This is a genomic window from Bacteroides pyogenes DSM 20611 = JCM 6294 (assembly GCF_000428105.1).
GTDB lineage: Bacteria > Bacteroidota > Bacteroidia > Bacteroidales > Bacteroidaceae > Bacteroides > Bacteroides pyogenes.
This window is the reverse complement of sequence record NZ_ATZH01000011.1, coordinates 79,076-94,061: the sequence shown is the minus strand read 5'-3', so window position 1 is coordinate 94,061 and position 14,986 is coordinate 79,076. Positions and strand designations below refer to the sequence as shown.

Below are 14,986 nucleotides of genomic sequence, written 5' to 3'. Positions count from 1 at the left end.
ATGTTTGAAGCAACTAAAAAAGAGTGGTGCGAACTTTATGCTTTTTTCCGTCTCTTAGCCGATGGAACAGTGGCTTTGGGAACGGCCGAAGCGAAGCCGGGCGATATGAATCGGCCTGTGGCAATGATTCTGCGAGAAGAGCACGATGGTCCCCGCCGTTACTATATTGAAAAAGAAAACGTTCGTATAGAAAGTGAAAAAGGCTCCGTGCGCATCCCGCGCGAAGACTTCGGAGCTGTGGCGGATCTGATATTGCAAGCGGTGAAGGCATCGGCAAGCAATGAGGTAGTTTCTCCCGAAGGAGTGGAAGAGTTTCTGGATGCGGTCTCCATATTCGATCTGGAGGCACGAACCGAAGACCGTACCGATTTTTCCATTTCTTTTTGGCATCCGGAGGCGCCGTTGTGCGGTTTCAGTGTCCGCTCGCGTTTAAGTGCGATGAATCCTCTGTTGGATGGCGGACGTGCGGCGAACCTGAAACTCGAACAGAGCGGGGTGAAGTTTGCTACTCCTACGGTGAATAAAATTAATGCTTTGCCCGAATCGCCGAATGAAGTGGCCGAGCGGATGATGATGATCGAACGTTTGGGAGGGGTGCTCAAGTATGCCGATGTGGCCGACCGCATTTTTCGGAGCAACCTGTTGATGATCGATTTGCATTTTCCTCGTATTCTTACGGAAATGGTGCGGCTCATGCATTTGGACGGCATTACCCGGGTACACGAACTTACGGAGGTTATCAAACAGACGAATCCTTTAAAGATAAAAGACGAGCTAATCAATAAACACGGTTTCTACGAATTTAAGGTGAAGCAATTCCTCATGGCATTGGCTTTGGGCATGCGTCCGGCTAAAATATACAATGGTCAGGATTCTGCCGTTGAAGGGATTCTGTTGGTTGATGGAAGCGGGAAAGTGCTTTGTTACCATCGCTCGGAGAAACAAACGATGGAAGATTTTCTCTTTATGAATACCCGATTCGAAAAAGGTGCTGTAGAAAAAGACAAATACGGCTTTCTGGAGAAAGAAAACGGTATTTATTATTTTAAACTGAATGCGAAGATAGGATTGGTGAAGCGATAGAAACGGGATGAAGGGGTGAAACCTGCTATTATTGAAGAAGTTATTTATACGGATCATATGATATAAGCCAATGAAGACAAATGAAGTTTTAGAGAATATAAGGACACGGCGGAGCATCCGTGCCTATACTTCACAGCCGGTAGCTGAGGAAGATTTGCAATTGATTCTGGAAGCGGCTACATACGCACCGAATGGAATGCATTACGAAACGTGGCATTTTACAGCCATTCAGGATGCCGAAAAACTGAAAGAACTGAATCGCCGCATTAAAGGAGCATTTGCCCGAAGCGACGACCCGCGTTTGCAAGAGCGCGGACACAATGAAAACTATTGCTGTTATTACCATGCTCCGGCATTGGTTATTGTGTCTAATGAACCTGTCCAATGGTGGGCATCGATGGATTGTGCCTGTGCCATCGAGAATATGTTCTTGGCGGCTCACTCGTTGGGCATCGGCTCTTGTTGGATCAACCAGCCGGGTAGTACCTGCGATGATTATGAAGTACGCGAACTGCTGACTGCTTTGGGCGTACCTACCCATCACCGGGTGTACGGATGTGTTGCTTTGGGATATGCCGACCCGCTTGTTCCGTTGAAAGAAAAAGTAGTGAAAGCAGGCTGTATTACGATGGTGAGATAATGTTTCCCGTAGTTTCCACGTTCTGTTTCTTTTCTTCCCGCCGGTCTGCACGAAGAAAATATTGCCGGAAACAGTGGCTTAACATTTAAAGAGAAAAACAATAAAAAAAAGCCCGCCGCCTTTTTTTCAAAGCCCGCCGTGTTTGATTTTAAAGCCCGCCGCCTTTTTTTTAAAGCCCGCGGGCTTTTTTTCAAAGGCGGCGGGCTTTTTTACGACCTCTTCATATTTCCGACAAATCCTTCGTCAAGGGTAGTTTTTATGGTTCGAGACGGAGAATGCCCGAACCACAAAACTGCGGAATGGTTGTCGAAGTCACTTTTCGATTTTTTAATCGAATGATCCGTAACGAGTCGGAAGAAGTTTTCTGTCTCCCAACGTATTGTCTACGCGTGCCACATTGACCCAGAATTTGTTTTCTCGTACACTCTCTATCGGATAAGCCGCTTTTTCACGAGTGTAACTATGCTCCCATTCTTCATTTACAATTTCATATTCGGGATGAGGAGCATTAATCAAAACATTGTCTTCCTTGTCTGCCTCTCTATTCTTCACCTCTTGAATTTCTTTCCAGATGTTCAGCATTACATCTATAAAATTGTTCAGTTCGGCCAGGCTTTCACTTTCGGTCGGTTCGATCATCAATGTACCGTGAACCGGGAAAGAGAGGGTAGGAGCGTGATAACCGTAGTCCATCAACCGCTTGGCTATATCGTTTTCCGTGATGCCGGTTTCTTCATGTATCTTCCGGCATTCCAGAATCATCTCGTGACCTACGAAACCATTGGCTCCACGATACACGATTCCGTACGTGTCTTTCAGGCAGGCGGCTAAATAATTGGCATTCAAAATAGCCGTTTGGGTAGCTTGCGTCAATCCTTCTGTGCCCATCATCCGGATATAGCCGTAAGTGATGGGGAGTACTCCCGCACTACCGAACGGAGCTGAAGAAACTTGGTTTTTAGAATTGCCGAATAATGTGTGTCCCGGTAAGAAAGGAACCAGATGTTCGGCCACGGCAATGGGACCTACACCCGGTCCGCCGCCGCCATGAGGAATAGCGAATGTTTTGTGCAGGTTCAGGTGGCAGACGTCTGCTCCGATAAAGCCGGGGTTCGTGAGTCCCACCTGCGCGTTCATGTTGGCTCCATCCATGTAAACTTGCGCGCCACAAGCATGAACAATCTCGCAAATCTCTTTGATATCTGTTTCGAAAATACCGTGTGTAGAAGGGTACGTGATCATTAAAGCAGCCAATTCGTCTTTATTTTCTTTCACCTTTGCGCGCAAATCGTTCATGTCTACGTTTCCGTGCTCATCGCAGGCACAGATTACCGTAGTGAATCCGGCTTGTATGGCCGATGCCGGATTGGTTCCGTGAGCCGATGCCGGAATCAGTATTTTCCTGCGGTGTCCTTGTCCGATGCTTTCGAGGTAACTATGGATTACGCGGAGACCTGTATATTCGCCGGCCGCACCCGAGTTCGGTTGCAAGCTTACTCCGGCAAATCCGGTAATGGTCTTCAGGTCGTCGCTTAAGTTCTGTATCAGTTCACGGTATCCTTCCGCCTGATCTTCAGGAACCAACGGATGTATACCCATTAGTTCGGGCATGCTTAAAGGAAGCATTTCCGACGCCGCGTTCAGTTTCATTGTACACGAACCCAGCGAAATCATCGATTGTGCCAGTGAAATATCTTTCCGGTCCAAGCGTTTGATGTAACGCATCATTTCCGTTTCCGTATGGTATTTGCAGAACACTTCGTGCGTCAGGAACGGGCTTGTCCGTCGCAGTGTCGTTCTGATATTGCATAGGGTAGGTATATCGTCGGCTTTCTGATAATCTTTTCCGGCTGCGATGGCAAAGACGGAAAGCAGCACGTTGACAGCTTCCAGATCGGTTGTTTCATTGATGCTGAAACCTACGTCGCCATGATCGTAATAACGGAGATTCACCTCTTTGCTCAGAGCGATGGTGCGAATTTGCTGTGCGGAAACTTGCTCCGGAAGCTCGAAACGCAGAGTATCGAAGTATTGCGCGTTGATTTGCTTATAACCGAATTGCGAAATCTGCTTTTCAAGAAATACGGCTGTACTGTGAATGCGCGAAGCGATGCTTCTGATTCCTTCCTGTCCGTGATAAACGGCATAAAAGCCTGCCATTGTGGCCAATAATGCCTGGGCAGTGCAGATGTTGGAAGTCGCCTTTTCGCGTTTGATGTGCTGTTCGCGTGTCTGCAAAGCCATCCGGTAACATGTTTTCCCGTATTTGTCTTTCGATTGCCCGATGATGCGTCCCGGTACGTTCCGCTTGTATTCGTCGCGCGTTGCGAAATACGCTGCCGAAGGTCCTCCGTAAAACAAAGGTATGCCGAAGCGTTGGGTTGTTCCGAATACGATGTCCGCCCCCCATTCTCCCGGAGGAGTCAATAAAGCCAGGCTCAGCAGATCGGCCGCTACGGCGACTTTGCAATCGGCTGCATGCGCCTTTTGCGTGAACTCCGCATAGTCTTCTGCGTTCCCGTCGGCATTGGGGTATTGCAAGATGCAGGCAAACACGTCTGCCGAAGGTTCGAACTCCCTGTATTTTCCCACACGAAGTTCGATGCCTTGCGGAATGGCGCGCGTAGTCATCACCGCCAGTGTTTGCGGGAAAATGTTCTCGTCCACAAAAACTACGTTGGCTTCGGCTTTTTGCTGCGCGCGAGAACGTAATGCATACATCATGCTTACAGCCTCGGCTGCGGCAGTCGCTTCATCGAGCAGGGAACTGTTGGCAAGAGGCATGGCGGTAAGATCGGAAACGGCTGTTTGAAAATTTATCAACGCTTCCAGTCTTCCCTGCGATACTTCGGCCTGATAAGGAGTATACGAGGTGTACCATACGGGATTCTCAAAAACATTCCGTTGGATAACCGCCGGAGTAATCGTGTCATACCAGCCCATTCCGATATAGGTGGTATATTTTTTATTCTTTCTTGCCAATCCCGCGATATGTTTGCGGAATTGATACTCGGAGAGCGGTGCTGGCAGAGCCAGAGGTTTTTTCAGCCTGATGTTGGCGGGAATTGTTTTTTCAATCAGTTCGTCCAATGAGCTCACACCGATTTTGCGGAGCATTAGAGAGATGTCTTGATCGTTGATGCCGATATGACGGCCAGATAACAAATCGGTTTTCATATGGGTAATAGAGTTTTTATATATCTTTCGAGCTTTTTCTTTCGAAACAACCGGAGAGATATCGTTGGTTATTTTCTAAAAAATGGATTTTCGGTTTTTTCCATTCCGATAGTCGTGGGTGCGCCGTGTCCGGGATAAACGACCGTTTCGTTGGGAAGGATAAACAGACGGCTGCAAATGTGATCGATCAGCTCGTCGAAATTACCTCCTGCCAAGTCGGCCCGTCCGATGCTGCCTTGGAATAATACATCGCCGGAGAACATGCAATTTTCTTCTTTGCAATAATACACCAGGCTTCCCGGCGAATGTCCCGGTACATGTATCGCTTCCAATCGCGTGTTTCCGAAAGTAATTATATCTCCGTCGTGCAGATATTTTCCCAACGGCACGGGGGCTTCCTGTAACTGAAATCCGAACATCCGGCTTTGCTTGGGAGCCTCATCGATCCAGTATTCGTCTGCTTTATTAGCTTCGGCCGACAAACCGAACTCTTTGAGCATAAAAGGATTCCCGAAGATATGATCGAGGTGAAGATGGGTGTTCAGCAGATGTTTCACATCCAATTCGTTATTTTGTATGAATCTCTTTAACTTTTGTTTCTCTTCTTCGTAGAAACAGCCGGGGTCAATCACGACTGCCTCTTTTGTTTCATCCCATATAACATAACAGTTGACAGGAAACATATTGAATTCAAATCTCTTTATTTTCATGGTGTTTATTGAATCGTCGTTTTACATCGGAACATATACTACCTTTTTCGTCTGAAAAAATTCCTCCTTGAAGTTGTCGCTTAGGTTGTGAATCACCGTTCTATTTTTGAACGGCATGGTTTCATGTTCCAATTCACCTCCTTTCAGGCAAATCAATCCGTTGGGAAGGGCATTCTGTTGCTTGGAAGATATGTTTTTTTGAATGATTTTCACTAAATCGGCCAAGGGCATTACTGCACGGCTGACAACAAAATCGAACTTCCGTTTTTCTTCTTCGGCACGCGCATGGCGAAAAGTCACATTCTTCAACCCGATGGCGTCGGCTACTTCGGTAGCTACCCGTACCTTTTTGCCGATGCTGTCTATCAAATGAAATTTTACTTCGGGGAATAAAATAGATAAGGGAATTCCCGGAAAACCGCCCCCCGTTCCTAAATCCATGATTGAGGTCCCGGGACGGAATTGTGTGAACTTCGCAATGCCCAATGAATGAAGTACATGATGTTCGTACAGGTTTTCTATATCTTTTCGGGAGATCACGTTTATTTTTGAATTCCAATCGATATAAAGGTCGTATAGAGCGGCAAATTGTCGATGCTGCTCTTCCGTCAGGTCCGGAAAATATTTGAGTATGATTTCCACTTTTTTAGTTGCTATTTACCAATTATTTAATATTCTATCATTCAATCAGGAGATTAACGTAGGCTTTTCAACACAGGGTTGTCGTTCAGCAAATGCCCTATAACATCGAACGGAAGTATGACTTCGACCGCACCCATGGTATACGGGGTGATGTCATATACATTATAATGAAAGGTAATGCCCTTTGTGTCCAAATAAAAATTCTCGACGGGAATAATTTCTCCGGTAGAACCGTATCCGAGGTCTTCCAATGCTTCGCGGGTCGTTACCCGGTTGTCCGCCATCAGCTGATTCCATATCAGTTCTGTCAGCGGTTCTTTGTATTCGGCGATGAAAAGATCGTCGAGACGGAGAGGCCTTATCAGCGTGAGATCCATGTTTACATACGTGGTGGTATACATGCCATGCGCTCCACCGGTGTATTCATTGTAGTCTACACGGTAAACCAATAAGTCTTTTTGGTAAAGTTGCACCTGGCTTTCGATGTTTTTATAATAAGAATACCACTCTTCGACAGATGATTTGTTGTTTTTATCTTTTTCGTCTTCGAGATACATAGGTTCTAAATCATGACGATACTCGTCTATGTAGTTCCGTGTGTATTGATCGATTACGTCTTCCGGCTTTTCTCCGGAAAACTTGTCTCCGAAACAGATAGAGATAAAATATGAATTCAGACTGTCTTTCAATATCGGGTCTGAAGATTTCACCGGATAAGCGAAGTTTATTCTGATATTGCATGCGGGTTTGTCCGTGTCATTGAAAAGATGTGCGGTTTCACTTTTCCGGATGTTGTCAAAGCGTAAATCACCCCTGTTTTTATTCATCTTGTCGTGGCAAGATGATAAACAAATACTTACCGAAAGTATAAACGTAAGCAGACTGACAGATTGTTTGTTCATTATCGTTTTTCTTATAGTTTCAAGTTCTACCGCATCGTTCCTTATCGACAAATATAGGTAATAAACGGATACAACGAATAAAAAAAGCAAAAAAATATTCTAAGCCACCGATTTCTCATTATCTTTGTAATTATGAGTAATACGGTAAAAAAAATATTTCCTGTACTTAACATGCATTGTGCGGGATGTGCCAATAATGTAGAAAAAACAGTGAAGAAGCTGTCGGGAGTAGCAGACGCTTCTGTCAATTTTGCTACAGGTAGTTTAAAAGTCTCTTACAAAAAAGATCAATTGACTCCGGGTGAGATTCGTGCCGCAGTATTGGCGGCGGGATACGATTTGATAATCGAAGAAACTTATAAAGGAAAGCGCCAGGAAGAAGAGCAGCAAGAACGTTACCATCGTCTGAAGCGGAGGGTGATCGGCGCATGGCTTTTGGTGGTTCCGCTGCTTTTGTTTTCCATGGTATGGATGAATGTGCCATATTCCAATGAAATACAAATGCTGCTGACTATTCCCGTAATGATATTTTTCGGCGGTCCTTTTTTTACCGGCGCATGGAATCAGGCCAAATTAGGGCGCAGCAACATGGATACGCTGATAGCGTTGAGCACTTCTATCGCTTTTTTGTTCAGTATGTTCAATACTTTTTTCCCCGACTTCTGGTACTCCCGGGGGATGGAGCCGCATGTGTATTACGAAGCTTCGGCAGTGATTATCGCTTTTGTGCTGACCGGTAAATTAATGGAAGAACGCGCCAAGGGGAATACTTCGGCGGCTATCCGTAAGCTGATGGGGATGCAGCCTAAGGTTGCCCGTATTTTGAGAAACGGCACGGAAGAAGAAATTTTGATCGAGGAGTTGCAGGTGGGAGATTCGATACTTGTGCGTCCCGGCGAGCAGATTCCGGTAGACGGTATCCTGATTGAAGGCGAATCGTATGTGGATGAAAGTATGATTAGCGGCGAACCTGTTCCGGCTGATAAGAAAGTGGGCGATAAAGTATTGGCGGGAACAATCAATCAGCGCGGTTCTTTTGTTATTTCCGCCTCTCAAGTGGGAGAAGAAACTGTATTGGCGCGTATCATCCGCATGGTGCAAGAAGCGCAAGGCAGTAAAGCCCCGGTACAACGTATTGTCGATCGTATCACAGGCTTTTTTGTTCCGGTTGTGCTTGGCTTGTCGATTCTTGCTTTTGTATTATGGATGCTGATTGGCGGTAAAGAGTATATTTCTTATGCCGTACTCTCTGCCGTATCTGTTTTGGTTATTGCCTGTCCATGCGCTTTAGGTTTGGCTACTCCTACCGCTCTGATGGTGGGAATAGGCAAAGCTGCCGGTCAGCATATTCTGATAAAAGATGCCGTGGCTTTGGAGCAAATGAGAAAAGTAGATGTGGTAGTTCTCGATAAAACGGGTACTTTGACGGAAGGGCATCCCACTGCCGTAGGGTGGTTGTGGACACAGAGCCAGGATGTGCAATTCAAAAACGTATTACTCGCAGCCGAATTGAAATCGGAGCATCCCCTTGCGGGAGCCATTGTCGATGTTCTCCAAGAGCATGAGGATGTTGAGCCGGCGGAACTCGACAGTTTTGAAAGTATAACGGGCAAAGGAATAAAAGTGGTTTGTAAAGAAGTTGTTTATTGGGTGGGAAGCCATAAGTTATTGAAAGATTTTGGCGCGTCTTTGCCCGATGTGATGATGGAAATGCTGACTATATATGAAGCTGACGGACAGGGAATCGTATATTTCGGACGTGAGAATCAACTTCTTGCCATAATTGCCGTAGCCGATCCGGTTAAACCGACTTCGGCTCAAGCTATAAAAGAACTTCGGCAACAAGGAATTGAAATTTACATGCTTACGGGCGACGGGCGACGTGTGGGGGCGGCAGTTGCTTCTCGCTTGGGAATTCAGCATTTTATAGCGGATGCCTTGCCTGATGATAAAGAGCGGTTTGTGCGCAGACTTCAGCAACTGGGGAAAAAAGTGGCGATGGTGGGCGATGGTATCAATGACTCTCAGGCATTGGCAGTAGCAGATGTAAGCATCGCAATGGGGAAGGGAACGGATATTGCAATGGATGTTGCCATGGTTACTCTGATGACTTCCGATTTGCTGCTTCTTCCGAAAGCTTTTGAACTGTCGAAACAAACTGTTAGTCTCATTCATCAGAATCTGTTTTGGGCTTTCATTTATAATTTAATTGGTATTCCTATTGCTGCGGGCGTGTTATTTCCAATAAGCGGGCTATTGCTGAATCCGATGTTGGCAAGTGCCGCTATGGCATTCTCCAGTGTGAGCGTAGTACTCAATTCATTGAGTTTGAGCAGAAGGAAATAGATTATTGGTTTCTGAATTGCAACGGTGTCATCCCGACATGACGTTTAAAATATTTGCCGAAAAACGAAGCGTTAGAGAAGTTAAGCGAATATGCGATCTCTTTGATAGTCATGTCACTTCCTTTTAGCTTTGCTTTAGCGTCCATGATAATAACGTAAGCGATTGTTTCCGATACGGTTTTTCCGGTTACCGCTTTTACGGTTGTGCTTAAGTGTTGAAGTGAAATTCCTAATAATCCTGCATAGAATTTTGCGTGACGTTCTTGCTTGTAATGTTTGTTAATCAATTGTATCAGTTTTCGGCAAATTTCTTTCTTTCGGTTCGAGTTGCTTGTCGTTTTCTGGATTTTACGATATATCAGATGTATACTGGTTAAAATAGTTTGAAGGGAAATATCTGCCAATTCAGGAACTATTTCGAATGTGTCGTTACAGCTGATGCGGGAAATCAGCGAAAAATAATCTTTCAGGTAACTGGCGATTTCTTTTGAAAGAGGAATAACGGGATGTTCTATCAGTTTGGAGTAAACCTCACCGATTGATTGGATCAGGTTGGTACGTTCGACGCAACCGGAAGAGAATCCGGCAAAACACAGTCGCACTTTCTGTGTTTTATCCTTCAGTTGAATAATGCTTCCGGGAAGTAATGTTATCAAATCATTTGGATGAATCTCATAGTCAAGCAAGTTGATGGTGGCTTTCAGTGTCCCTTCCATGCAAATAGCCACGATACAGGCTTGAAGACGACTGGATTGCCTGTAAATGTTCAGAATATCTTCTGTCACATCGGTCCAAGCTAAAACTTCACTCGGAAGGTCGACTTGAGGAAACTCTAAATTCATAAGAACGTTTCATTATATTGTTCTCACAAATATACATCTTTTCTTTTTATTTCCTACCTTTGCTTGCATGAAAACGACTATTGCAGATTGGGGACTTATTCAGTATGGCGAGGCATGGAAACGCCAGTCGGAGCGGTTTGACGAGGTAATTCGCGCCAAAGCTCACGGGGAAACGTATGAGAATGGGATTGTATTTTGCGAACATCCGCACGTATATACGTTAGGACGTAGCGGAAAAGAAAAGAATATGCTGCTCAGTGACGAACAATTGAAAGCTATCGACGCAACGCTTTATCATATCGACCGGGGAGGGGATATTACGTATCACGGTCCCGGACAGTTGGTTTGCTATCCGATATTGAATCTCGATGAATTCCGGATGGGGCTGAAGGAATACGTGCACTTTTTGGAAGAAGCTGTGATCAATGTTTGCGCTTCTTACGGCATCGAGGCAGGTCGACTGGATAAGGCGACCGGAGTATGGATCGATGCCGAGACTTCTCGCGCGCGAAAAATTTGCGCCATCGGGGTGAGGAGCAGCCATTACGTTACGATGCACGGATTGGCTTTGAACGTGAATACGGATTTACGTTATTTCAGCTATATAAATCCTTGCGGGTTTATCGACAAAGGCGTTACTTCCCTTCGTCAGGAACTGAAGAATGAAGTTTCCATGGACGAAGTGAAGCAGCGTCTTGCAGGCGAACTCAGAAAACGATTCCCAGGCTGAGTTGCCAGGTGCGGTTCATGAAGCTGTTACTGCCTGCCAATGCATACGAGAAATCTATGCATACGGGCCAGTAGTGTATGCCTCCGCCCAACGTTCCGTAGTTTCCTACCCATTTGTCTTTGTTCCCGAAATTATATCCGGCACGAATGATTCCGTATTTGAGGAAACTGTATTCAGCTCCCAATGCGGTTTCGAAACTGCGGTAATCGGAAGGGAAAAAGTATTTGATATCACAAGCTATTTGCAGGCTGTGCTGTATGTTGAACGGGAGGATAATCGCACTTCCTATGCCTAACCGCGAAGGTAAATGCATTCCATCCAATTTTCCTCCTAAGTTGGCAGCTTGAACACCCACGGACCAGGATGCCATTTGGCTTAATATAGGCAGATATTGATGGTAAGTAGCTCCAAAGTCTACGTAAGCCGTGCCTTTGTTTTCGTTAAGAATTGTTTTGGCGCGCAGGTATTGGAGTGTTAACGAAAGCGATAAGTTTTCCGTTATCCGGTTGAAGTACCCGGCTCCTAAGCTCCACGCCATCGGACGTAAGGTTTCCATGGGACCTTTGTAGGAGATTTCGGGACCTCTGACGTGTCGGAAAGCAGCGGTAAAGCCTTGTTTTCCCTGCCTTCCCATCCGATAAAACAGAGACGCGCTGTGCAACGGATGATCGTTCTTTATGTCGGCATAAGAATAAGTAAGCCCCATTACTTCTTGTGAGAAAGCAATGGTGGAAGCATTGTGATAAATGGCTATACTTGCATTATTGGTAACAGCTAATCCTGTGCCTCCCATACTTGTGGATTGCGCATCCGGAATAATTTCCGGGAAATAGATGCCCGTAATTCCCTGTGCTTTGGCAAGAACAGGGGTCAGACATACAACAAAAAGGAATAATTTAAGTCGTTTCATAAGCTGTTTTTTTAAGGTTGAGGTACTCGGACGACACGTATGCCTGTCCACGATTTATTGTTTTCGAACATCTTGCTGACAGGCTTTTCGCTTGTCACTACTTTCTTTTCTGTAGAGGAAGCATGTAGCAGATGCAATTTGCCTTGAATGTATTCGGCTATTCCCACATGCGCGATGTCGAGCCCTTTCACAGATGTGGTGAATGCTATAATGTCTCCGTTCATGATCCATGGAAGCCCCTTTTCGGGGAGCTTACTTTTGGGCAGCCAATGTACGGTCTTTCCCGAGAGCGCATTTTCGTATGCCGCCATTCGCTTCACATTTGCCGGCGAATCGGCCAATTGTTTGTACTTCTGCGGATGAGCGGACATATACGATATCGACAACACCATAGTGTACGGACTGTGTTCTGCCGTTATGTCTTTTATGAACCCGTGACGAACACCGTTGTCGATCCAGTCGGATGTGTAGTGCAGCCGTGAGGGGTAACCGTCGATAATGCCGTCGCGGTAGCGTATCTTTTGAAGATTTTCGGCAAAACACGGGCCGATCGCTTCTGCCGTCACGTATTCGACAAATGTCAGACAGTCGACCGAATCGCGTTGAACGACCAACTTTTCTTCTATGTTGCGGTCGAGTGTGTGCGCTACATACGTTGTTCCGAGATACGTCTTTCCTATTTTGAGCATCGGGTTTGTTTGCCGGTTGCTATCTGTTTCCATATTTGAGACGGAAGCGCCACCGGAGTGTAAAGCGCCTCCGGCGATTTGCGAAATCTCCTCGGCCTTTTGCTTGCAATACTTCCTTCCGGAGTGCGAAACCGCTCCGGCGGGTTGCCGTGCAAAAGCCATTCCCATTGCAACGAATACGATGTTACCTAAAATCTTTTTCATGTTTATCTCACTTTCATAGATGCCTTGATAAAATATAGAATTAACAGCGCGTATGCTCCCAATGCCAATACCTCCGACCAAGTGTTGTTCAGCCAGGCCTCGTTAACCAAATTGATACCGCCGAAACGCATTGCCGCACTGACTACGCCCATGAGCGCGCCGCCGGCGATGAATCCGGATGCCAGCAGGGTTCCTTTTTCGCCCCGTTCCGTATTCAGCGCTGTTTCTTTACTGCGAGTTGTCACATACCAGTTGACCGCTCCTCCGACAACCAGTGGAACGTTCAGTTCCAACGGAATAAACATTCCGAGGGCGAAGGCCAATGCGGGAATCTTGAAAAGAGTCAGTACGATTGCCAGTATCGCTCCGATGCCATATAGCAGCCAAGGAGCTCCGACTCCGCTCATCAACGGCTCGATCACTGCCGCCATCGCATTGGCTTGCGGAGCTGCCAGAGTGCCGCTTGTGAATCCGTACGTTTTATTCAATATAATCATTACGCCGCCTACGGTTGCCGCCGATACGATAGTGCCCAGAAACTTCCATGCCTCCTGCTTGGCAGGAGTGCTTCCCAGCCAGTATCCTATCTTCAGATCGGTAATGAAACCGCCCGCCATGGAAAGGGCTGTACACACCACGCCGCCCATTACCAGAGCCGCCACCATTCCCGAAGGACCTTTCAGCCCGAATGCAACCATCACTACCGACGCCAGAATCAATGTCATCAGTGTCATTCCCGATACCGGATTGGTTCCTACGATGGCAATTGCGTTGGCTGCTACCGTTGTAAAGAGGAAAGCGATGCCCGCTACCAGTAGAATGGCGACCAAAGTGTGCAACATATTCCCGTGCATTACGTCGAGGTAGAAGAAGAGCACCACTAAAATCAGTGTCAATATGGAGCCGATGGCGATAACCTTCATCGACAGGTCCCGTTGTGTGCGCACAATGCTCGTTTTTACATCGCTTTTTCCGCCCATTTCTTTGGCTGCCAGCCCAACGGCGCTTTTGATAATTCCCCACGAGCGGATGATGCCGATGACGCCCGCCATAGCGATGCCGCCGATACCGATGCTTTTGGCATAATACTTGAATATCTCTTCGGGGCTCATCATGCCTACCGTAGCGGTGATTTCAGGGTTCCATGCGTTCAATACGCTGTCGCCCCAAAGAGCCGACATGCCCGGAATAATGATCCACCATACCGCCAACGAACCGGCGCATATGATGGAAGCGTATTTTAAACCGACGATATATCCGAGTCCGAGAACAGCTGCGCCGGTATTTACTTTGAACACCAGCTTGGCTTTTTCTGCCAATGTTTCTCCGATGCTGCATACACGTGTTGTGAAGTTTTCGTTCCACCACCCGAAGGTAGCCACTGCAAAGTCGTATAAACCGCCGATGATTCCCGCCATCAGCAAAGGTTTCGCCTGGCTTCCGCCTTTTTCGCCCGAAACCAATACTTGAGTCGTTGCGGTGGCTTCCGGAAAAGGATACTTGCCGTGCATGTCGCTTACGAAGTATTTACGGAAAGGAATCAGGAATAAAATCCCTAATACACCGCCCAACAGCGAACTGATGAATACTTGCATGAAAGTCACCGTCATTTCGGGATATTTGGCTTGAAGAATATAGAGTGCCGGAAGGGTGAATATGGCGCCGGCTACAATGACACCGGAGCAAGCTCCGATAGATTGTATGATTACGTTCTCTCCCAATGCGTTTTTTCTTTTTGCTGCTCCCGAAACTCCTACGGCTATGATTGCAATGGGTATGGCGGCTTCGAAAACCTGTCCCACTTTCAACCCAAGATAGGCGGCTGCGGCAGAGAAAAGGATAGCCATGGCAATTCCCCATGTCACCGACCATAAATTAACTTCCGGATAATTGCCCGAAGGCTTCATCAAGGGTGAGTAAACTTCGCCCGGCTTCAATTCTCTGAACGCGTTCTCGGGCAATCCGGCAATTTTTTCTTCTTCTTGTTTCATAGTTTTATTGTTTGCTGATTCTTTCAATGTATCCAATGATGCTTTCGGTCATTGGAGCATCGGTCTGTTGAATGATTTTTTTTCAGACTTCAAAGTAAGCAAAAAAAAAGGAGAATCAAAA

At 46.4% G+C, this 14,986-nt stretch carries 12 protein-coding genes; 4 read left to right on the top strand and 8 right to left on the bottom strand.

What is annotated here, in order from left to right:
* Together C234_RS0103475 and C234_RS0103470 are read left to right on the top strand one after the other, a co-directional pair.
* Window positions 1–1,083 (top strand): HpaII family restriction endonuclease, encoded by a 1,083-nt coding sequence (locus tag C234_RS0103475; RefSeq protein WP_034537273.1) that lies wholly within the window; start codon window positions 1–3, stop codon window positions 1,081–1,083.
* A gap of 70 nt (window positions 1,084–1,153) precedes the next feature.
* Window positions 1,154–1,723, top strand: coding sequence for a nitroreductase family protein (locus C234_RS0103470; RefSeq protein ID WP_027324633.1), 570 nt, complete (start codon window positions 1,154–1,156; stop codon window positions 1,721–1,723).
* Window positions 1,724–2,050: 327 nt separating this feature from the next.
* Here the strand turns inward: C234_RS0103470 and gcvP are convergent, their stop codons facing one another.
* The 4 genes from gcvP to C234_RS0103445 form a co-directional block, all read right to left on the bottom strand.
* Window positions 2,051–4,900 carry an aminomethyl-transferring glycine dehydrogenase gene (gene gcvP / locus C234_RS0103460; RefSeq protein ID WP_027324631.1) on the bottom strand — a complete coding sequence of 950 codons (2,850 nt, stop codon included), beginning with the start codon at window positions 4,898–4,900 and terminating at the stop codon, window positions 2,051–2,053.
* 68 nt (window positions 4,901–4,968) lie between these two features.
* Window positions 4,969–5,610, bottom strand: a complete 642-nt coding sequence (locus tag C234_RS0103455) for an MBL fold metallo-hydrolase (protein ID WP_027324630.1) — start codon at window positions 5,608–5,610, stop codon at window positions 4,969–4,971.
* Between the two features lie 21 nt (window positions 5,611–5,631).
* Entirely contained in the window at window positions 5,632–6,252 is a 621-nt protein-coding gene (rsmG, locus tag C234_RS0103450; protein ID WP_027324629.1) for a 16S rRNA (guanine(527)-N(7))-methyltransferase RsmG, read from the bottom strand.
* Window positions 6,253–6,305: 53 nt separating this feature from the next.
* Window positions 6,306–7,154, bottom strand: coding sequence for a DUF3298 and DUF4163 domain-containing protein (locus C234_RS0103445; RefSeq protein ID WP_027324628.1), 849 nt, complete (start codon window positions 7,152–7,154; stop codon window positions 6,306–6,308).
* A gap of 132 nt (window positions 7,155–7,286) precedes the next feature.
* Between C234_RS0103445 and C234_RS0103440 the strand changes: the two genes are divergently transcribed.
* Complete coding sequence (locus tag C234_RS0103440) at window positions 7,287–9,500, top strand: heavy metal translocating P-type ATPase (protein WP_034537276.1); 2,214 nt, start codon at window positions 7,287–7,289, stop codon at window positions 9,498–9,500.
* A gap of 1 nt (window position 9,501) precedes the next feature.
* On the opposite strand, the gene C234_RS0103435 is transcribed toward C234_RS0103440, so the two are convergent.
* Window positions 9,502–10,341 (bottom strand): helix-turn-helix domain-containing protein, encoded by an 840-nt coding sequence (locus C234_RS0103435; RefSeq protein WP_027324626.1) that lies wholly within the window; start codon window positions 10,339–10,341, stop codon window positions 9,502–9,504.
* 67 nt (window positions 10,342–10,408) lie between these two features.
* Here C234_RS0103435 and lipB point away from each other — a divergent pair, with 67 nt between their 5' ends.
* On the top strand, window positions 10,409–11,071 hold the full coding sequence (gene lipB, locus C234_RS0103430; protein WP_027324625.1) for a lipoyl(octanoyl) transferase LipB: 663 nt from the start codon (window positions 10,409–10,411) through the stop codon (window positions 11,069–11,071).
* Here lipB and C234_RS0103425 read toward each other — a convergent pair.
* From C234_RS0103425 to C234_RS0103415, 3 genes are all read right to left on the bottom strand, one after another.
* Window positions 11,049–11,981 (bottom strand): PorV/PorQ family protein, encoded by a 933-nt coding sequence (locus tag C234_RS0103425; protein WP_027324624.1) that lies wholly within the window; start codon window positions 11,979–11,981, stop codon window positions 11,049–11,051. The genes lipB and C234_RS0103425 overlap by 23 nt on opposite strands.
* An 11-nt stretch (window positions 11,982–11,992) precedes the next feature.
* A complete protein-coding gene (locus tag C234_RS0103420) occupies window positions 11,993–12,703 on the bottom strand; it encodes an N-acetylmuramoyl-L-alanine amidase-like domain-containing protein (RefSeq protein WP_034537292.1) in 711 nt (236 codons plus the stop codon).
* 173 nt (window positions 12,704–12,876) lie between these two features.
* On the bottom strand, window positions 12,877–14,865 hold the full coding sequence (locus C234_RS0103415) for an OPT family oligopeptide transporter (protein WP_027324622.1): 1,989 nt from the start codon (window positions 14,863–14,865) through the stop codon (window positions 12,877–12,879).
* Window positions 14,866–14,986 lie beyond the last annotated feature (121 nt).